The 18,834-nt window shown below is 67.3% G+C and carries 19 protein-coding genes; 3 read left to right on the top strand and 16 right to left on the bottom strand.

Annotation, left to right across the window (positions count from 1 at the left end):
* Positions 1-21 precede the first annotated feature (21 nt).
* The 3 genes from NF616_RS03625 (at position 22) to NF616_RS03615 (ending at position 3,353) form a co-directional block, all read left to right on the top strand.
* Complete coding sequence (locus NF616_RS03625; RefSeq protein WP_252271693.1) at positions 22-1,440, top strand: FAD-dependent oxidoreductase; 1,419 nt, start codon at positions 22-24, stop codon at positions 1,438-1,440.
* 379 nt (positions 1,441-1,819) lie between these two features.
* A complete protein-coding gene (gene hemE, locus NF616_RS03620; RefSeq protein WP_252271692.1) occupies positions 1,820-2,887 on the top strand; it encodes a uroporphyrinogen decarboxylase in 1,068 nt (355 codons plus the stop codon).
* 121 nt (positions 2,888-3,008) lie between these two features.
* Positions 3,009-3,353, top strand: coding sequence for a YgiW/YdeI family stress tolerance OB fold protein (locus tag NF616_RS03615; RefSeq protein ID WP_252271691.1), 345 nt, complete (start codon positions 3,009-3,011; stop codon positions 3,351-3,353).
* A gap of 89 nt (positions 3,354-3,442) precedes the next feature.
* Here NF616_RS03615 and NF616_RS03610 read toward each other — a convergent pair whose 3' ends face one another.
* The 16 genes from NF616_RS03610 to NF616_RS03535 form a co-directional block, all read right to left on the bottom strand.
* On the bottom strand, positions 3,443-3,886 hold the full coding sequence (locus tag NF616_RS03610; protein ID WP_252271690.1) for an excinuclease: 444 nt from the start codon (positions 3,884-3,886) through the stop codon (positions 3,443-3,445).
* A gap of 25 nt (positions 3,887-3,911) precedes the next feature.
* Positions 3,912-4,307: a hypothetical protein gene (locus tag NF616_RS03605; protein ID WP_252271689.1), complete on the bottom strand. Its 396-nt coding sequence runs from the start codon at positions 4,305-4,307 to the stop codon at positions 3,912-3,914.
* Positions 4,304-5,542, bottom strand: coding sequence for a beta-ketoacyl-ACP synthase (locus tag NF616_RS03600; protein WP_252271688.1), 1,239 nt, complete (start codon positions 5,540-5,542; stop codon positions 4,304-4,306). The genes NF616_RS03605 and NF616_RS03600 overlap by 4 nt, the downstream gene beginning before the upstream one ends.
* Complete coding sequence (gene fabG, locus NF616_RS03595) at positions 5,542-6,270, bottom strand: 3-oxoacyl-ACP reductase FabG (protein ID WP_252271687.1); 729 nt, start codon at positions 6,268-6,270, stop codon at positions 5,542-5,544. Before fabG ends, NF616_RS03600 begins: the two co-directional genes overlap by 1 nt.
* A complete protein-coding gene (locus NF616_RS03590) occupies positions 6,267-6,719 on the bottom strand; it encodes a hotdog family protein (protein WP_252271686.1) in 453 nt (150 codons plus the stop codon). Before NF616_RS03590 ends, fabG begins: the two co-directional genes overlap by 4 nt.
* Positions 6,716-7,903, bottom strand: a complete 1,188-nt coding sequence (locus NF616_RS03585; RefSeq protein WP_252271685.1) for a beta-ketoacyl-[acyl-carrier-protein] synthase family protein — start codon at positions 7,901-7,903, stop codon at positions 6,716-6,718. Before NF616_RS03585 ends, NF616_RS03590 begins: the two co-directional genes overlap by 4 nt.
* Positions 7,903-8,397: a hypothetical protein gene (locus NF616_RS03580; RefSeq protein ID WP_252272466.1), complete on the bottom strand. Its 495-nt coding sequence runs from the start codon at positions 8,395-8,397 to the stop codon at positions 7,903-7,905. The genes NF616_RS03585 and NF616_RS03580 overlap by 1 nt, the downstream gene beginning before the upstream one ends.
* Entirely contained in the window at positions 8,397-9,107 is a 711-nt protein-coding gene (locus NF616_RS03575) for a class I SAM-dependent methyltransferase (RefSeq protein ID WP_252271684.1), read from the bottom strand. The genes NF616_RS03580 and NF616_RS03575 overlap by 1 nt, the downstream gene beginning before the upstream one ends.
* 13 nt (positions 9,108-9,120) lie before the next feature.
* On the bottom strand, positions 9,121-10,368 hold the full coding sequence (locus NF616_RS03570; protein ID WP_252271683.1) for an NAD(P)/FAD-dependent oxidoreductase: 1,248 nt from the start codon (positions 10,366-10,368) through the stop codon (positions 9,121-9,123).
* The gene (locus NF616_RS03565; RefSeq protein ID WP_252271682.1) at positions 10,355-11,506 is read right to left on the bottom strand and encodes a sodium:proton antiporter; all 1,152 of its coding nucleotides are present in this window, start codon (positions 11,504-11,506) and stop codon (positions 10,355-10,357) included. Before NF616_RS03565 ends, NF616_RS03570 begins: the two co-directional genes overlap by 14 nt.
* On the bottom strand, positions 11,503-13,830 hold the full coding sequence (locus NF616_RS03560; protein ID WP_252271681.1) for an MMPL family transporter: 2,328 nt from the start codon (positions 13,828-13,830) through the stop codon (positions 11,503-11,505). The genes NF616_RS03565 and NF616_RS03560 overlap by 4 nt, the downstream gene beginning before the upstream one ends.
* Positions 13,820-14,380 carry an outer membrane lipoprotein carrier protein LolA gene (locus tag NF616_RS03555; protein ID WP_434091864.1) on the bottom strand — a complete coding sequence of 187 codons (561 nt, stop codon included), beginning with the start codon at positions 14,378-14,380 and terminating at the stop codon, positions 13,820-13,822. Before NF616_RS03555 ends, NF616_RS03560 begins: the two co-directional genes overlap by 11 nt.
* A gap of 713 nt (positions 14,381-15,093) precedes the next feature.
* Positions 15,094-15,519, bottom strand: coding sequence for an acyl-CoA thioesterase (locus tag NF616_RS03550; protein ID WP_252271680.1), 426 nt, complete (start codon positions 15,517-15,519; stop codon positions 15,094-15,096).
* A gap of 104 nt (positions 15,520-15,623) precedes the next feature.
* Positions 15,624-17,153, bottom strand: coding sequence for an HAL/PAL/TAL family ammonia-lyase (locus NF616_RS03545; protein ID WP_252271679.1), 1,530 nt, complete (start codon positions 17,151-17,153; stop codon positions 15,624-15,626).
* The gene (locus NF616_RS03540) at positions 17,146-18,078 is read right to left on the bottom strand and encodes a lysophospholipid acyltransferase family protein (protein WP_252271678.1); all 933 of its coding nucleotides are present in this window, start codon (positions 18,076-18,078) and stop codon (positions 17,146-17,148) included. The genes NF616_RS03545 and NF616_RS03540 overlap by 8 nt, the downstream gene beginning before the upstream one ends.
* Positions 18,075-18,809, bottom strand: a complete 735-nt coding sequence (locus NF616_RS03535; RefSeq protein ID WP_252271677.1) for a glycosyltransferase family 2 protein — start codon at positions 18,807-18,809, stop codon at positions 18,075-18,077. Before NF616_RS03535 ends, NF616_RS03540 begins: the two co-directional genes overlap by 4 nt.
* Between the last annotated feature and the right edge of the window lie 25 nt (positions 18,810-18,834).

Below are 18,834 nucleotides of genomic sequence, written 5' to 3'. Positions count from 1 at the left end.
GTGGTTTGATGAGGTTTTGAAATGACTGAACGTCTGAACAACGACTTCCAGTTCCTCGAGGTCGGGCGCAAGGATCCGAAGAAGAAGCTCCTGCGCCAGCGCAAGAAGGAGTTCGTGGAAATCTACGAGCCCTTCAAGCCGGCCCAGGCCGCCGACCAGGCACACCGTTGCCTGGGCTGTGGCAACCCGTACTGCGAGTGGAAGTGCCCCGTGCACAACTTCATTCCGAACTGGCTCAAGCTGGTCTCGGAAGGCAACATCCTGGCCGCCGCCGAGCTGAGCCACCAGACCAACACCCTGCCGGAAGTCTGCGGCCGCGTGTGCCCGCAGGACCGCCTTTGCGAGGGTGCCTGCACCCTTAACGACGGCTTCGGCGCGGTGACCATCGGCTCGGTGGAGAAGTACATCACCGACACCGCCTTCGCCATGGGCTGGCGTCCGGACATGTCCAAGGTCAAGCCGACCGGCAAGCGCGTCGCCGTGATCGGCGCCGGCCCGGCCGGCCTGGGCTGCGCCGACGTGCTGGTGCGCAACGGCGTGACCCCGGTGGTGTTCGACAAGAACCCGGAAATCGGCGGCCTGCTGACCTTCGGCATCCCCGAGTTCAAGCTCGAGAAGAGCGTGCTCAGCCGTCGTCGCGAAGTCTTCACCGGCATGGGCATCGAGTTCCGCCTGAACACCGAGATCGGTGTCGACATCACCCTGCAGCAACTGCTGGATGAGTACGACGCCGTGTTCATGGGCATGGGTACCTACACCTACATGAAGGGCGGTTTCCCGGGCGAAGACCTGCCGGGCGTCACCGACGCGCTGGACTTCTTGATCGCCAACGTCAACCGCAACCTCGGCTTCGAGAAGAACCCGGAAGACTTCATCGACATGAAGGGCAAGCGCGTGGTCGTGCTCGGCGGTGGCGACACCGCGATGGACTGCAACCGCACCTCCATCCGTCAGGGCGCCAAGGCCGTGACCTGCGCCTACCGTCGTGACGAAGAGAACATGCCGGGCTCGCGCAAGGAAGTGAAGAACGCCAAGGAAGAGGGGGTGAAGTTCCTCTTCAACCGCCAGCCCATCGCCATCGTCGGCGAGGACAAGGTGGAAGGCGTGAAGGTGGTCGAGACCCGTCTCGGCGAGCCGGACGCCCGTGGCCGCCGCAGCCCCGAGCCGATCCCGGGCTCCGAGGAAATCATCCCGGCCGAAGCCGTGCTGATCGCCTTCGGTTTCCGCCCGAGCCCGGCCGCCTGGTTCAGCGACTTCCAGATCGACACCGACAGCCAGGGCCGCGTGGTGGCACCGGAGCGCGGTCCGTTCAAGCACCAGACCAGCAACCCGAAGATCTTCGCCGGTGGCGACATGGTCCGTGGTTCCGACCTGGTGGTGACGGCGATCTTCGAGGGGCGTACCGCCGCCGAAGGCATCCTGGACTACCTGCAGGTCTAAGCTGCTGCGCTCGGCCAGGCGTTGTTGAAAACAGGTCGGGACGCGCCGTCTCGGAATACTCATTTACAACTCGTAAACTGCGCTTCCTCACCTGTTTGACCAGCCGGAGGCTGTTACTCACGTTGCGCCTAGCCTGACCTTCGCTCGCGACGCTTAGCGAGCGATCCGCGTCGCGGCATATCGTCGCGATGGACAAAAGGCACGGCACCCGCCGTGCCTTTTGTTTTGGGGTCTGCGAAAATGCCCGCACTTTTTCTGCGCCGAGGCGCGCGGCGCTCCTGCGATCCGGGAGCCCGCCCGGAGGAAGGGGGCCGCCACCGTGCGCCGTCCGCATACTCCCGCCGCTACGCTCCCTGCCGATTTTCCAGGAACCCTGCCGATGTCCGCCCTGAAGAACGACCGTTTCCTGCGCGCCCTGCTCAAGCAACCCGTCGACGTCACCCCGGTGTGGATGATGCGCCAGGCCGGCCGTTACCTGCCGGAATACCGCGCCACACGCGCCAAGGCCGGTGACTTCGTCAGCCTGATGAAGAACCCCGAGCTGGCCTGCGAGGTCACCCTCCAGCCGCTGGACCGCTACCCGCAGATCGACGCCGCGATCCTCTTCTCCGACATCCTCACCATCCCCGACGCCATGGGCCAGGGCCTGTACTTCGAGACCGGCGAGGGCCCGCGCTTCAAGAAGGTGGTCAGCAGCATGGCCGACATCGATGCGCTGCCGATTCCCGATGCCGAGCAGGACCTGGGCTACGTCATGGACGCGGTGCGCACCATCCGCCGCGAGCTGAACGGCCGCGTGCCGCTGATCGGCTTCACCGGCAGCCCCTGGACCCTGGCCACCTACATGGTCGAGGGCGGCTCCAGCCGCGACTTCCGCAAGTCCAAGGCGATGCTCTACGACAACCCGCAGGCCATGCACGCGCTGCTCGACAAGCTGGCCCGCTCCATCACCGCCTACCTCAACGGCCAGATCAAGGCCGGTGCCCAGGCCGTGCAGATCTTCGATTCCTGGGGCGGCGCGCTGTCGTCGGCGGCCTACCAGGAATTCTCCCTGCGCTACATGAAGCAGATCGTCGACGGGCTGATCCGCGAGCACGATGGTCGCCGCGTGCCGGTGATCCTGTTCACCAAGGGCGGTGGCCTGTGGCTGGAGGCCATGGCAGAGACCGGCGCCGAGGCCCTGGGCCTGGACTGGACCTGCGACATCGGCAGCGCGCGTCAGCGTGTGGGCGGCAAGGTGGCGCTGCAGGGCAACATGGACCCGGCCGTGCTGCATGCCAAGCCGGAGGCCATCCGCGCCGAGGTGGCGCGCATTCTTGCCTCCTACGGCCCGGGCGACGGCCAGGTGTTCAACCTCGGCCACGGCATCACCCCGGAAGTGCCGCCGGAACACGCCAAGGCCTTCTTCGAGGCCGTGCACGAGCTGTCGGCGCAGTATCACGCCTGACCCTTCGCGCGCACTCGAGACGCCCGGCCGCTGCCGGGCGTTTTCGTTTTCGCCGATTCAGTTTCAGTTCAGCTGTGCTGGATAGTCTGATTCCACACCAACCCACGCAAGGATCGGAATCATGAAAGCTCGCTACCTCGCTCTGCTCGTCGCTCCCCTGTTCAGCACCGCTGCCCTGGCTGCCGGTTACACCGGCCCGGGCGCGCAGGCCATTACCACCGTGGCGGCCGCTCAGGAGGCCGTTGACGACGCCAACGTGGTCCTGCAAGGCCACATCATCAAAAAGCTCGAAGACGAGAAATACGAATTCAAGGACAGCAGCGGCACCATCACCATCGAGATCGACGACGAAGACCTGCCGCCGGTGGCCTTCGACGACAAGACCAAGGTCAAGCTGACCGGTGAAGTCGACAAGGGCATGATGAAGCGCGAGATCGACGTCGACCTGGTCGAAGTCCTGCAGTAACAAACGCGCAAATGAAAACGCCGGCGAAAGCCGGCGTTTTACTGTGTGCCTGGTGGTGGGAAGAACTCGCCGCCGCTCAGGCAATTGGATTACTTGACGTTGGCCAGGTCGGCCTTCAGGGCGACACCGGCCATGATGGCGCCGGCGTGGCACTCGTACTTCTGCGCGTCGGAATAGACCACGTTCTTGTAGTTGCTGACGATGTTGACCACCGCGTTGGCGCCGGCCTGCTTGGCGGCGTTCTGCAGGCGGATCAGCGCGGACTGCAGGGCCCAGGAGCAGGCTTCTTCGTCGCTCTTGTTGAAGGCGTTGGTCTTCTGGCTGGTGGTGACGCCGGACTTGACCACGTTCACGCCGCCGGCCGGCTTGGTGCCCGCCAGGTGGAACTTCACGCTGCCGTCCAGGCGCTTGGCGTTAATGGCTTCCTGGACCACCTGGTCGAACGGCAGGAAGTGCGTGGTATCACGTGCCTGGCTGATGCCCGGGATTGCAGCGAAGAGCAGGGCGGCCAGGGTCCAGTTTTTCAGTTTCATGGTCGTCTCCTTGACGATAAGTGACTCACGGGTTTTTCGGGAGATTCAGGCGCTGCAGGATCTCGGCACGCAGGCTGTTGACCCAGCGATTGTAGTTGCGATGGATGTTGCCGTCCTCGTACTCCAGGCCCTGGCTGTCGCGGTAGCGGATCTGAAAACCGAAGGGGCTGTAGTCGATGCTGACCCGGGCGAGATGCTTCTGGCGCACGTTGATCGAGGCCTGGATCTGCGTGGGCTCGACCCGCTCCACCTGCCAGCGGCGCGCCTCCAGCGCGCTGACGATGGCCTGCTGCAGCTGCACCTGGCTGAACTCGCGCTCGGCCGGCAGCTTGGCCTCGGGCTGCAGCAGCGGCTTGGAGGTGCAGGCCGCCAGACCGAACAGGGCCAGGGCGATGAACAGGACTCTGAGGGGGCGGATCATGCGGGGCTTCCATTCCAGCGTTTGAAGATCAGCGAGGTGTTCACCCCGCCGAAGGCGAAGTTGTTGTTCATCACGTACTGGTGGCTCATCTGGCGGAACTCGCCGCGCAGGTAGTCCAGCTCGCCGCATTCGGGGTCGACATTGTCCAGGTTCAGGGTGTGCACGTAGCTGTCCGAGTTCATCATTTCGATGCTGAACCAGGACTCCAGCGCGCCGCAGGCGCCCAGGGTGTGGCCGAAGAAGCTCTTCTGCGAGCTGATCGGCATGCGCGGGCCGAAAAGGCTGCTGGTGGCCAGGCTCTCGGCCACATCGCCCTGGGCGGTGGCGGTGCCGTGGCCGTTGACGTAACCGATGGCGTCGGGCGCAAGGCCGGCATCTTCCAGGGCTAGCTCCATGGCGCCGCGCATGGTCGCCTGCTCCGGCTTGGTGGCATGGATGCCGTCGGAGTTACAGCCGAAGCCAACGATCTCGGCATGGATGGTCGCGCCGCGCTCCAGCGCGTGCTCCAGCTCTTCCAGCACCAGGATGCCGGCGCCTTCGCCGATCACCAGGCCGTCACGGCCGGCGTCGTAGGGGCGTGGCGACAGGTGCGGGGTGTCGTTCTTCAGGCTGGTGGCGTAGAGCGCGTCGAACACCATGGCCTCGGTCGGGCACAGCTCCTCGGCGCCGCCGGCCAGCATCATCTTCAGGCGGCCGAACTTGATCGCCTCGTAGGCGTAGCCGATGCCCTGGCTGCCGCTGGTGCAGGCGCTGGAGGTGGGGATCAGGCGACCCTTGAGGCCGAAGAAGATGCTGATATTGGCCGCCGTGGTGTGCGGCATCATGCGGATATAGGAGTTGGCGTTGAGGCCGTCTGCTACCGAATTGAGCAGCATATTGCCGAACGCCTTGATCTCGTCGGTGCTGCCGGTGGACGAGCCGCAGGCCACGCCCATGCGGCCGTCCTGGATGCGCTCGTCACCGAGCAGGCCGGCATGCTCCAGGGCGCGCTCGGCGGCGTACACCGCCAGCTTGGACACCCGGCCCATGCTGCGGGTCTGCTTGCGCGTCCAGTGCCTGGGCTGGACGAAGTCGTCCACCGGGCCGCCCAGGCGGGTATTCAGCTCGGTGAAGCGGTCCCACTCGTCCATGCGGCGGATGCCGCTCTTGCCGGCTTCGAAGTTGGCCGAGATGGTCGGCCAGTCGCTGCCCAGCGAGGTGATGCCGGCCATGCCGGTGACGACTACACGTTTCATCAACACAAACCACCGTTCACCGCGAGGACCTGGCGGGTAATGTACGCCGCCTCCTCGGACATCAGGAAATTCACCGCACCGGCCACTTCCTCGGGGGTGCCCATGCGCGCGGCCGGAATCATCTTGAGGATCTCGTCCACCGGCACCAGGTCATCCAGGATCTCGGTGTCGATCAGCCCCGGCGCCACGCAGTTGACCGTGATCTTGCGCTTGCCCAGCTCGATGGCCAGGGCCTTGGCGGCGCCGATCACACCGGCCTTGGAGGCGCTGTAGTTGACCTGGCCGCGGTTGCCGATCAGCCCGGACACCGAGGTGATGCAGACGATGCGCCCGGCCTTGCGGCGGCGGATCATCGGCATGGTCAGCGGGTGCAGCACGTTGTAGAAACCATCGAGGTTGGTGCGCAGTACCTGGTCCCAGTCCTCGTCGCTCAGCGCCGGGAAGGCGCCGTCGCGGGTCAGACCGGCGTTGCACACCACGCCGTAGTAGGCGCCGTGCTGCTCGACGTCGGTCTCCAGCGCTTCGCGGCAGGCGGCGCGGTCGGACACGTCGAATTGCAGGATGCGCGCCTGCTGGCCCAGCTCGGTGATCTGCGCCTGCACGGCTTCGGCCTCGTCGCGGCGCGAGCGGCAGTGCAGGACGATGTCGTAACCGGAGCGGGCCAGGCGCAGGGCGATGGCACGGCCGATGCCGCGGCTGGAGCCGGTCACCAGAATGGTTTCAGTCATTGCGATTGCTCTTGTAGATAGCTGGCCACTTCCGGCGGGCGGAACACATTGAGACGTGCCTCGGCGTGGATGTCGGGGCCGTCCAGGTGGCATTCGAACACGCCCATGCCGTTGTCGTCCTGCAGCGAGCGCAGGGCCTTGATGCGCAGCTCGGCACCGGCCGGGAAGCGTTCGACGTTGCACTCGAACTTGCGCGTGCCGAGCAGGAAGCCCAGCTCCACCGGCAGACCGGCCTGGCGCGCCTGGCAGCCGGCGTAGGCGGCCACGCTCTGCGCCATCAGCTCGATGCCGACCCAGGCCGGCAGGCTGCCGTCGGCCTGGCTGAACAGGCCGCCGGGGCGCACGGTGAGGCGGGTCTCGATGTCCTCGGCGCCGAAGCTCAGCACCTCGTCGATCAGGATCATGTCGCCGGCGTGCGGCACCAGCTCGGCGATCGGCCACAGGCTCATGGCGCGTCTCCCAGGATCAAGGCGACGTTATTGCCGCCGAAGGCAAAGGAGTTGCTCATCAGGCGGCGGCCGCTGCTGCGGGCCAGCTGATCGCCAGCGCCAACCAGCTGCAGGGGCTCCAGTGCCGGGTCGGCCTGGCCGTCCCACAAGTGCGGCGGCAGCAGGCCGTCGCGGTTGTGCTCACTCAGGGTCAGCCAGCAGAAGGCCGCCTCCAGCGCGCCGGCGGCGCCCAGGGTGTGTCCGGTCAGCGGCTTGCTCGACGAGCAGGGCACGCCGGCGGGGAACAGGCCTTGTACGGCCTTGCTCTCCATCGCATCGTTGTGCGCCGTGGCGGTGCCGTGCAGGTTGAGGTAGTCGATATCGCCGGGCTGCAGGCCGGCGTTGGCCAGGGCCTTGTCCATCGCCGCGCGGGCGCCGAGACCCTCGGGGTGTGGCGCGGAAATATGGTGCGCGTCGGAGGTGGCAGCGCCGCCGAGGAAGGCGATCGGACTGGCTTCCTTGGTCATCAGGAACAGTGCGGCGCCCTCGCCGATATTGATGCCGTGGCGGTTCACCGAGAAGGGATTACAGGGCTCGGCGGAGACCGCTTCGAGGGCCGAGAAGCCATTCAGGGTCAGACGGCACAGGCTGTCCACGCCGCCGCAGATCACTGCATCGCACAGCCCTTGTTGCAGCAGGCGATGGGCGCTGAGCAGGGCGCGCGCGCTGGAGGTGCAGGCGGTGGACTGGCAGTAAACCGGGCCGGCCAGTTGCAACCAGTCGGCGAGGAAGGTGGCCGGCGCGGCCATCTCCTGTTGGGCGTAGTCGTATGCAGCGGGCAGCTCGCCCTCGTGAAGGAAGCGGGCGATGCCGTCGCTGGCCTCGCGGATGCCCGAGGTGCTGGTGCCCAGCACCAGGCCGACGCGGGCGGCGCCGTAGCGGGCGATGGCGGCGCGCAGCTCGGGCTCGATCTGTTGGGCGGCGGCCAGCAGCAGCTGGTTGTTGCGGCTATGGGCGGTTTCGAAGCCCTCCGGCATGGCCGGCAGGGCAGCGCGCACGGCGCCGACGGTGAGACGGCGGTCGGTGACCCAGCCGTCCTCGGCGCGCATGCCGGAGGCATCGCCGGCCAGCAGTGCGTCGGCCACCGCCTGCTTGCCTTCGCCCAGGGCGCACAGCAGGCCGAGGGCATTTAAATAGCTGGGCATCAGTTGCCTTCTTCTTGGTTCAGCGCGCGCACCCGATAGCTGAGCTGCGGTGCGGCGAGGGTGAAGTCCAGTGCGGAACGGTAGCGGATTCGCCAGTCCGGGTTAAGCCGGCGCTGACCATCGGCGCCGCGCTGCCAGCTGCCCTCGGGGTAGGCGGTCAGCGCGTTATCGGCGGTGAGGGCGAACAACAGGGCAGCGAACAGCTCGCGGGCCTCGGCATTCGGTGGCAGCAGGCCGTCGTTGCGCCATTCGCCGTGCTCCAGCAGTTGGCGCGCCAGCGGCACGCCGAGTGGATCGAACAGCGACCAGCGCAGGGCCTGGCCTTCGGCCTGGATGACCAGCAGCCAGTCGCGCTGCTCAGCACTCTGTGTGCGCTCGATCTGCAGGCTGATGGGCAGTGCGGCGCTCAGTGCGGGGCTGCTCGCCGGCACGGGCGTGTGCCCGGCGCAGGCACCGAGCAACAGGGTCAGGGCGAGCAGTACAACCCGTAGCATCACGGCTTACGCGCCACTGCGTTGACCAGGGTCTCGTCACGCTGGCCAAACGGCTTGGCCTTCATGATGCCCCAGCGCTCGAGCAGGCCGAAGTCCTTGGCGCGGCTCCACCACAGGTAGGGGTAGGAGACGTTGCGGTCCTCGAACTGGAAGCCCTGCTGGCGCAGCATGCCCAGGTATTCCTCGGCGCTCTTCTGCACATGCATCGGGTGGCGGAACAGCCAGCGGATCACCCAAGTGTCGATGTAGAACTTGGTCGACTCGGCGAACAGCAGCAGGCCACCCGGTTTCAGCACGCGCCAGAACTCGGCCAGGGCCCGTTCCTGCTCGACCAAGTGGTGGAAAGTCTGGTGGCAGAACAGGATGTCGACGCTGGCATCCGGCAGGTCGATGGCCGCGCAGTCGCTGGCGATCAGTTGTACGTCGAGGCCCAAGCGCTCGGCCTCGGCGCGCGAGCAGTCGAGGCTGTGCGGGTCGGCGTCGAGGCCGATCATCCGCGCCGGGGCGTAGGCCTCGTTGAGCAGACCGAACGAGCGGCCCTGGCCGCAACCTGCGTCGAGCAGCACCGGTGCCTGCGGCAGCGGCGCATCGATCAGGCGCTTGAGATCGTTGATTGCCACGCGCAGCACATGGTGTTGCCACACGTGGCTCTGCAGGAACCAGAAGCCGAAGCGGGTTTCCTCGACGTAGGTAGGTGCGGCGCGTTCCATCGACAGGGTTTCCTCAGTTGGTCGCGCAGATCTCGGCCAGCACGCCCAGGCGGCGCTTGGGCTCGGCGACATAGGGGTTCTTCTCGTCCCAGGCGTAGCCGGCGAGGATCGAGCAGATCATGCGGCGGATCTCCGGCGTGGCCTTCTCGTAGAAGATCACGTCCTGGAAGCTGCCATCGTACCAACCCTGCACATACACGCGGAACGTATCCACGCCGCGCTTGAGCGGGATGGCGAACTCGTTCTTCCAGTCCACCGTCTCACCGCTGAGCTGGCGATGCAGCAGGCCGGCGGCCATGCTCGCCGAGCGCATGGCGATGGTCACGCCGGAGCTGAACACCGGGTCGAGGAACTCGGCGGCGTTGCCCAGCAGGGCGAAGCCCGGGCCGTGCAGGCTCTTGACGTTGGCCGAGTAGCCGCCGATGGCGCGCGCCGGGGTGTCCCACACGGCGTTTTCCAGCACTTTGGCCAGGCTCGGAGTCTCGGCGACAAACTGCTTGAGGCAGGCGTCGAGGTCCTTCGGGTAGCCCTCGTAGTGCTCGGCGGCGGAGACCACGCCGAGCGAGCAGCGGCCGTTGCTGAAAGGGATGGTCCAGAACCACACGTCCCTGAGTGTCGGGTGCGTGGTGATCAGGATCTTCTCGCGGTCGAAGCCGGAGGCCGGGTCGATGCGGTCCTCGATGTGGGTGAACACCGCCTGGCGGATCGGGAAGGACGACGGCGTGTCGAGGTCGAGCAGGCGCGGCAGCACGCGGCCGTAGCCGCTGCCGTCGAGGACGAAGGCACATTCGACTTCATACTCGTGGCCGTCGGCCAGGCGGCGCACCGACAGGCGTGGGCAGTCGCCAGAGAAGTCGGCGGCGAAGATTTCTTCCTCGTAGCGGATATCCACGCCCTGCAGCTCGGCTTGGTCGGCCAGCAACTTGTCGAAGTCGGCGCGGATCACCTGGTAGGTCGAGCCCTTGCCCTCGGTGAATTTGTCGCGGAAGTCGAACTCGGTGTAGCGCTCGCCCCAGGCGAAGGCCGCGCCGTGCTTGGTCTGGAAGCCGGCGGCCTGCACCGCTTCGAGCATGCCGGCTTCCTCGACGAAGTCGAGGCAGTGCGACAGCAGGCTCTCGCCGATGGAGAAGCGCGGGAAGCGCTGGCGTTCCAGCACCAGCACATCGTGGCCCTGGCGCTTGAGGATGGCGGCGGCGATGGCGCCGGACGGACCCGCGCCGATGACGACGATCTGACGCTGTTCGACTTCAGGAGACTTCATAACGGCTTCTCGCTTCATTGTTGTTGGCATGCTTGCCGAGCAGGGCCGGCAGCAGGGTGGAGAACAGGCTCATCAGCAGCAGACCGAAATACACCAGCGAATCGATCAGCTGCAGTTGCAGGAGCAGGTTGAGGAAGACGATTTCGGTGAGGCCGCGGATGTTCAGCAGCAGGCTTTCGTGCCACTTGATCCGCGCCGCGGCGCTCGGGTCGGCCCAGTGCAGGCCGAGCCAGCTGCCGAGCACCTTGCTGATGGCCGGCAGCAGGACGAGCATACCGATGGCCAGCCAGGAGTAGTCTTGACCTATGCCATGGAAGTCCACGCGCAGCACGCCGAACGTCAGGATCAGCGGCACGGCCAGGCCGTTCATCAGCAGCTTCCAGGCGCGCTCCGGCAGAGGTAGCACGAACGGCTGCCTGAGCCAGCCCAGGCACAGCATGTAGGCGATGCCGAACACCAGGGCGTTGATCTTGAGTTGCTGGAACAGCAGCATCAGGGCGAAGAATGGCAGGCTGTAGAACAGGCCGTGGCGCAGGCGCAGCACTTTGTGCAACAGCAGCGGCAGGGCGGCGGCCAGCAGCGGCCACAGCAGCGCGGCCGGGTGGCTACTGCCCTGGGCCAGGCCGAACAGGCTCCAGCACAGGAATTCCATGAGGATCGCCGCGTGCAGCAGGCGCTTGGTGTCCGCCGCCGGGTAGCCGATGCTCTGCAGGAACAGGTAGAGCACCGGGATGGCGGTGATCGAGAACAGCAGGCCGATGCCCACCGCGCTGAGCCAGCTGCGCTCGCCGGGCAGCAGCCAGAGCGAGCAGGCCAGGCCGGCCAGCATCGGCACCAGAAAGCTGGGCAGGGCGATCTTCAAGCAGGCCGGGCTGAGGTCCAGGTCGATCACGTCGCTGAGGATGTAGCCCAGCAGCAGGGCGAAGCACAGACCGTAGGTCAGGTTCAGCCAGGTCGGCGCCAGCAGGTCCTGGGCGCTCAGTTGCCAGTGCGGCTCGACCCACAACAGCAGCAGGGCGGGAATGGCGATGGCCGCCACCAGCAACTGGCCGACGATGGGAATCAGCCGGCGCCCGCCGATGATCGCCACCAGGGCGTAGATCGCCAGGGCCAGCAGCCAGAAGCCGAGCACGCTCACGCGACGACCTCCTTGTGCGGCCGCCCGGCGGCCCAGGGCGAGAGCAGGAAACAGAACAGCAGGCCGAGACTGATGGCCAAGCCGAAGTTGGCGATGGCCGGGGTCTGGCTGATCAGCAGCAGGCCGAACGACATCCACGCGGTGAGCGCGGAGAGCAGGGTGCCGAGCAGGCTCACCGCCGTGCCGCCGATGTTCTCGCGCATGAGGATCGCGTAGTCGACGCCGATGGCGGTGATCAGCAGCAGGCCGAACAGGCTGAACAGGGTCAGCGGCTGACCCAGCCAGCCGAGACAGGCCAGCGCCGCCAGGGCCGAGAGCAGCGGCAGGCAGATCACCCGCAGCGCGCCGCCGAGGCCGAAGGGCAGGCACAGCAGCAACAGGATGGCGGCGCTGGACATCAGCTTGAGCTCGGCAGCGCTGAGCTGGGTGGCGGCGAACAGCTGGTTCAGCTCGCCCAGGCGGTCGATCAGCTGCACGCCGGGCAGCCCTTCGGCCGTTTGCTGCAGCAGCGCGCTGTCATTCAGGCCCTGCAGGCTGACGATGCCGGCGACCTCGTTCCCATGGCGGCCCAGCCACAGCGGGCGCCAGGCCTCGCCCAGCGGGCCGGCCAGGGCCTGCTCCAGGCTCGGCTGCGGCGCACGCAGCAACTCGTCCAGCTCGGCGCGCAGCGCGGCCTCCGGTAGGCCGAGGTCGAGCAGCGGCTGCCAGTGCTGCGGCAGCTTGGCCAGCGCGGCGCGCAGCGGTGCCAGTTCGCTCTCGGGGGCGACCAGCTGGCTGAGGGCGCGATAGCCGCGCAGATGGCCGGCGGCGATGGCGGCGTCCAGACGCGCACTGAGTTCGGTCTGGCGCTGCAGCAGCTGTTGCTCGTCGGCGCCACGGACCAGGAAGAACTGGCTGGTGGGCTGCTGGCCGGTCAGCTCGGCGATGCGCCGGGCCTCGCTCATCAGCCTCGGCTCTTGGCCCAGCCACTGGCGCAGGTCGTTTTGCGGCGTCAGCTGCCACAGGCCGCCGGCGCAGAAGGCCAGCAGGGCGAGCAGCAGCGGCCAGCTGCCGGTGCGCGCCAGCAGGCGTTCGCGGCGCTGCACCAGGCGCCCGGCGGCGCGGCGCAGGCTGGCCGGTGGCGCCAGGCGCAGGTTGTTCAGCCAGGCCGGTAGCAGGCACACCGAGCACAGGTAGGCGCCGATCAGGCCGGCGGCGGAGAACAGGGCGATCTGGGTCAGCGCCGGGAACGGGGTGAAGGCCAGCGCCACATAGCCGGCGAGGTTAGTGCCGAGGCTCAGGCTCAGTCCCGGCAGGGTCTCGCGCAGCGCGGCCCAGCTCGACCAGGGGCCGTCGCCCCAGCTCTTGCTCAGGTAGTGCTGTGGGTAGTCGGCGGCGACGCCGACCAGGCTGGCGCCGAGCACCAGGGTCAGCGCGTTGATCTGGCCGAACACCAGCACGCAGGCAGTGCAGCCGGCCAGCAGCGCCACGCCCATCGGCAGCAGGCTGACCAGGATGCGCGGGCGGCGGAAGGCCAGCAGTAGCAGGAGCAGGGTGCCGAGAGTGGCGCCGCCGCCGATCAGAGCGATCTCCTGGGTGGCCTTGGCCTGGCCGGCCGCGGCGTGCAGCGCGCCACCGGCAGCGAGCAGCTGGCCACCTTCGCTCTCGATCTGCTGGCGCAGCTCGGCCACGGCGGCGGCGATCTGCGGTGGAGCCTGCATGTCGAAGGCATCGCCACGGGTACGCAGGCGCAGCAGAGCCCAGGTGGTGCCGTCGTCCTGCAGCAGCAGGGCGCCGCTGCCGAGGTCGGCCTGGATGCGGCTGCCGGGATTCAGCGTCTGTTGGGCGCGCAGGCCGAGGCCGAACCAGTCCTGCTCGGTGGGCAGCAGGCCGAAGCCGGCGAAGGTGTCGAACAACTGCTGCGTGCGCTGCTCGATGAAGCTGTCCGGCTGCTCGATCAGCAGCTGGAGGTCAGTCGGTGCCAGCAGGGCCAGGCGCTCGCCGCGCAGTTGCTGGCGGATGGCGTCGAGGTCGGCCTGCAGGCTCCACTGCACCTTGTCGAAACGGCCGCTGGCCTGCCACTGCTTACCGGCCTGGCGCACCAGCTCGATGGCGCGCTCGCGCTGTGGGTGGCCGATCAGGATCAGCAGCTCGCGCGACAGCGGCTCCTGCATGCGCTGCTCGGCCTGCTGCACCAGCTCGTCGCCGGCGCCCTTGGGCAGCAGGGCGAGCATGCTGGCCTGCACCGGCGGGCCGTCGCGCCACTGCCAGGCGGCCAGCACCAGCAGGGCCAGGAGCAGGGCGCCGAACAGGCGCGGCAGCAGGCGTTGGACGCTAATGGACAAGGTCGGCGCGCTCCTGCTCGGTCAACCCGTCGCCAGCCTGGCTCTGCGGCAGTTTCAGAACGGTGCGGTCGCCCTGGGTCTCGATCAGTTCGATGCGCTCGACCAGCGCGCCGCCGTCGATGCGGATGGCGCTGAAGATCTGCTTGAGCAGCAGGGAGTGCGGGGTGAGCTGGAGCTGCCAGGCGTCTTGTTGGCCGCTGAGCTTGAGGTCGAAGTCGCGCTCAAGGCCGCTGCGGTCACCTTTGAGTACCGCGAGGAACAGGCGGCTCTGCTGGGCGGCCACGTCCTGGCCCGGTTGCTGTTGCCAGCCATCGTCGGTGCGACGGGCGATGCCGGCGTCGTCGATGCGGTAGTCCTGCTTGAGCGGCTTCTGCAGCAGCCAGAGCAGGCCGTGGTCGCGGGACAGGGTGAACTGGCCCTGGCTGGTCAGCGGCGTGGGCAGGGCGCGCAGGTGTTTCTCCTGCACGAACGGCCCGCGCACCACGGCGGGCTTGGCCAGCTGGGCGCTGAGCTCGGCCAGGTCGAAGGCGTGGGCGTATGGGGTGCTTATGCTTAGGAGCAGCAGGCTCGCGGCTTTGATTACTTGGCTGATTGTCGAGCTGGCTTTTGGGTTCGGGTTTCGCCCACCCGGGCGAGTTACTTTCTCTTTGCTCGTGCAAAGAGAAAGTAACCAAAGAGAAAGCACGCCCGGCATACGGGTCTCGCTACGCTCGACTTCCCTCATTCCGTCACTCTTCCAGGGGCACGTCGCGAAGGGCCATCCCTGGCCCATCGCGCCTCTCGCGGCATCCATGCCGCTCAACCCCTTACAGATCGACTCCACTCGGCCTTCTGACGGGACCTGTCCCGGCCCCATCCTCTGTTGTGAGCGGGCAGACGCATGCTGGCCTGCGGTTGCGCCCCCATGCATCAGGCGCGCGGAAGTCCCCGTCAGGAGGCCGAGTGGAGGTGTTGCGCAGGGGGACGAGCCGCAGGGATGCGGCGAGAGGCTTAAAGGGCCATGGATGGCCCTTGTAAGCCGGCCCCCGGAGTGGCACCGGAGCGAGGGGAGTCTGGCCGCGTAGCGGACAGACCCGAATGTCGGGGTGTCCTTCTTTTTGGTTACTTTTTCTTGGGCAAACAAGAAAAAGTGACGCGCCCGGGGGGGCGCAACCGAAAGCGACAAAGCACTGAGGTAATTGGCCAAGCGCCGGGCATCGGTCTGCTGGGTGTCGCTACGCTCCACCCAGCCTACGAGTTGCCGACAAGCCGCGATGAGCCAGCTCACGCAATAACCCTCTCCACCGCCTCAACAAACACCCGAGGCGATGCCAACAGCATCTCCCGAGTCGCAATCTCCACCGCCACCTGCACGCTGCTGCCGCGCGTCATGCGCTCCCCGGTGGCCACATCGGTGATCAGGTAATTGATCTTCAGCCGGTTCTCCCACTCCACCAGATCGGCACGCACGCGGATGCGCTGACCAAACTGCGCTCCACGGATATAACGCACCTGCAGATCGATGATCGGCCAGGCGTAGCCGGCGCCGCGCATCTGCCGGTAGTTGTGGCCGAGCTTGTCGAGCAGGGCGCAGCGCGCTTCCTCGAAGTATTTGACGTAGTGCCCGTGCCAGACCACTTCCATCATGTCGACGTCGAAGAACGGGACGTTCAGCTCGATCTCCGCTTGCAGCACGCCCTCCTTACGCATGATCGGCTCCCCAGACGGTGGTGCGCACGGCGCACGCTACGCAGAGCACCCTGCACGGCGTGTGTATCGCGTCCGTAGGGTGCGCCATGCGCACCGCGAGCGACTCACGCATACAGCCCCCAGTGGCGGCTGCGGATGCGCGCCAGGCACAGGCGCAGCTCGCCTTCCAGGGCGCGGTCTTCGATCACTGGTGCAAAATCCACGGCCAGCTGCGCGCGCATGGCGGCCAGCGGCGCGGGGATGTCGGTCTTGCCGGCGCGCTCGCGCAGCCACACACCCTGGTTGGCGGCCAGCAGAGTGGCGGCGGCGACCTGCTCGGTCAGCTCCAGGCTGCGCAGGGCGTCGCGCGCGGCGATGGTGCCCATGCTCACCTTGTCCTGGTTGTGGCACTCGGTGGAGCGCGAGAACACGCTGGCCGGCATGGTGTTCTTCAGCGCTTCGGCGGTCCAGGCGCTGGTGCCGATCTGCACGGCCTTGAAGCCGTGGTTGATCATCGCGGTTTCTGCCGGGGCGCCGGACAGGTTGCTCGGCAGGCCGTGGTTGTAGCGGGTGTCGACCAACAGGGCGAGCTGGCGGTCGAGCAGGTCGGCGACGTTGCCGACCAGGTTCTTCAGGCTGTCCATGGCGAAGGCGATGTGCCCGCCGTAGAAGTGGCCGCCGTGCAGGGTGCGCTCGGTCTCGGCGTCGAACAGCGGATTGTCGTTGGCGCTGTTCAGCTCAATCTCGATGAACTGGCGCAGCAGGCCCAGGCTGTCGGCCAGCACGCCGAGCACGTGCGGCGCGCAGCGCAGCGAGTAGCGGTCCTGCAGGCGGTGCAGCGGCGGCAGCGGCTCGGCCACGGCCAAGTCTTCGCGCAGCCAGGCGGCGACCTGGGTCTGGCCCGGGTGCGGCTTGGCGGCGAACAGGCGCTCGTCGAAGTGTTCCGGGTTGCCTTCCAGCGCCACTACGTTGAGCGCGGTGATGCGGGTGGCCAGTTGCAGCAGGTAGTCGGCGCGCGAATAGGCCAGGCAGGCCAGGGCGGTCATCACCGCGGTGCCGTTCATCAGCGCCAGCGCTTCTTTCGGGCGCAGGGTCAGCGGCGTCCAGCCGAGTTCTTTATGCACGTCCGCCGCGCTGCGGCGTTCGCCCTTGTACATCACCTCGCGCTCTCCGCTGAGGGTGGCGGCGACATAGGACAGCGGGGTCAGGTCGCCACTGGCGCCAACCGAGCCTTCTTCCGGGATCAGCGGCAGCACATCGTGTTCGAGGAAGGCCTGGAGGCGCTCCAGCAGCTCCACGCGCACCCCGGAAACCCCGTGGCACAGCGACTGCAAGCGCGCGGCCAGCACGGCGCGGGTGCTGGCTTCGTCGAGCAGCTTGCCCAGGCCACAGCCATGGAAGGTGAACAGGTGCTTGGGCAGCGCCTCGACCTGGTGCAGCGGCACGGCCACCACGCAGGAGTCGCCGTAGCCGGTGGTGACGCCGTAGATCACGCCTTCCTTGTCCAGCAGGGTGTCGAGGAAGCGCGCGCCCTTGGCGATCTTCTCGCGGTAGGCGGCATCGCCCTGCAACTGCGCGCGGGTGGTGCGGTTGGCCAGGGCGACCACCTGCTCGATGGTCAGCTGGGCTTCGCCGAAGGTCACGTGGTCAGTCATGGGCATTCCAGAACGGGTAGAAGTTGAACCATTGCCGCGGAGCGTTCAGGCAGCGTTCGCCAAGACGCTCGGCATAGCGTTGTACCCAGCCGCGGATCACCTCGTCGCGTTCCTTGCGCGTCCACTGCACGCGCTCGGCGAAGCGTTCGAGGATCACCTGGTAGCGGCCGTCGATCTTCAGGCAGCTCATCAGGTTGACCGGGCATTGCAGGAGTCCGGCCAGCAGCCAGGGCCCTTGCGGGAAAGCGGCCGAATGGCCGAGGAAATTCACGCTGACGTTGCGCCCGCCATGCAGCGGCACGCGGTCGCCGGCGATCGCCAGCCACTCGCCGCGCTCCAGGCGCTCGGACAGCTGCAGCATGATCGCCGGGTCCAGTTCGCTGACCTGGATCAGCCGCAGGTGGCTGGCGCCGGCCTCGCCGAGCAGGCGGTTGAACTGCTCGGCGTGCTTGGTGTGCACCAGCACGTTCATCTGCACCTTCTCGCCCAGCTCGGCCAGGGCGCGGCACACCTCGAGGTTGCCCAGGTGGGCGCCCACCAGCATCTGCCCGCGCGGCTCGCGGTGCAGGCGCTGGCGGATGCCGTCGGGGTCGATCAGGGTGATCTGCTCCAGGCCGAGGCGGCCGTTCCACACGTCGAGCTTGTCCAGCAGGGCATCGGCGAAGGCCATGAACTGGGCGAACACCGAGCCGAAGCGCGGCGCCAGCTCGCTGCGCCCGCTCCAGCTGGCCAGGTTGTGCTGGTACTGGCGGATGCTGCGCCGCGCCTGGCGACCGAAGACGAAAAAGTACAGGACGATGGCGTACAACAGCGGCGTCAGCGCGCGGCGGCCGAGCAGGCGCACGGCGCCGGCGGTGAACTTCATCAACAGGAAGTGGCCGCGTTCGCGCTGGCCGGCCCAGTGTTCGGCCTTCTGCCCGGTCATCCGCGCCACCTGCGCCAGAGGATCAGCGGCGCGCGCAGCAACATGCCGAAGAACAGCTTGGCGTGCATCTTCGAGATCAGCGCGTTGTCGTGGAACAGGCGGAAGTGCGACAGGCCGTCCAGCGGATAATGCACCCTGGTCGGCAGCCACTGCATCGGCTGGTTGCGCCAAGCCAGGCGCACCAGGATCTCCGGGTCGAAATCCATGCGCTTGCCCAGGTTGCTGGCGTCGAGCAGCGCCACCGTGGCCGGCAGCGGGTAGACGCGGAAGCCGCACATGGCATCGCGGATCGACAGCGACAGGCTGTTGATCCACACCCAGATGTGGGTCAGGTAGCGTGCGTACAGGCGGCTCTTCGGCACGCTGGCGTCGTACTGCGGGTAGCCGCAGACCAGCGCCTGCGGATGCTCGCGGGAAGTGCCGAGGAAGGTGGCGATATCGGCCAGGTCGTGCTGGCCGTCGGCGTCCACCTGCAGAGCGTGGGTAAAGCCCAGGCGCTGCGCCTCGCGCAGGCCGGCCATCACCGCGCCGCCCTTGCCCTGGTTCACCGGCAGGCGCACCAGGTAAGTATTTTCTTGAGCTGCCAGTTCATCCATCACCGTCGCGCAGCTCGGGCTGGAGGCATCGTCGACCAGCACGCAGGGCAGGCCGGCTTCGTGCAATGCGGCGACCACCACGGGCAGGGCGTGCTCGTGGTTGTAGACCGGGATCACGGCGCAGGGGCTATGCATGGGGACATTCTCCATAGCGCGGCGT

Source organism: Pseudomonas subflava (assembly GCF_023823685.1).
GTDB classification, from domain to species: Bacteria; Pseudomonadota; Gammaproteobacteria; order Pseudomonadales; family Pseudomonadaceae; genus Aquipseudomonas; species Aquipseudomonas subflava.
Note: the sequence above shows the minus strand (reverse complement) of the source record. Positions and strands in the feature narration are given on the sequence as shown.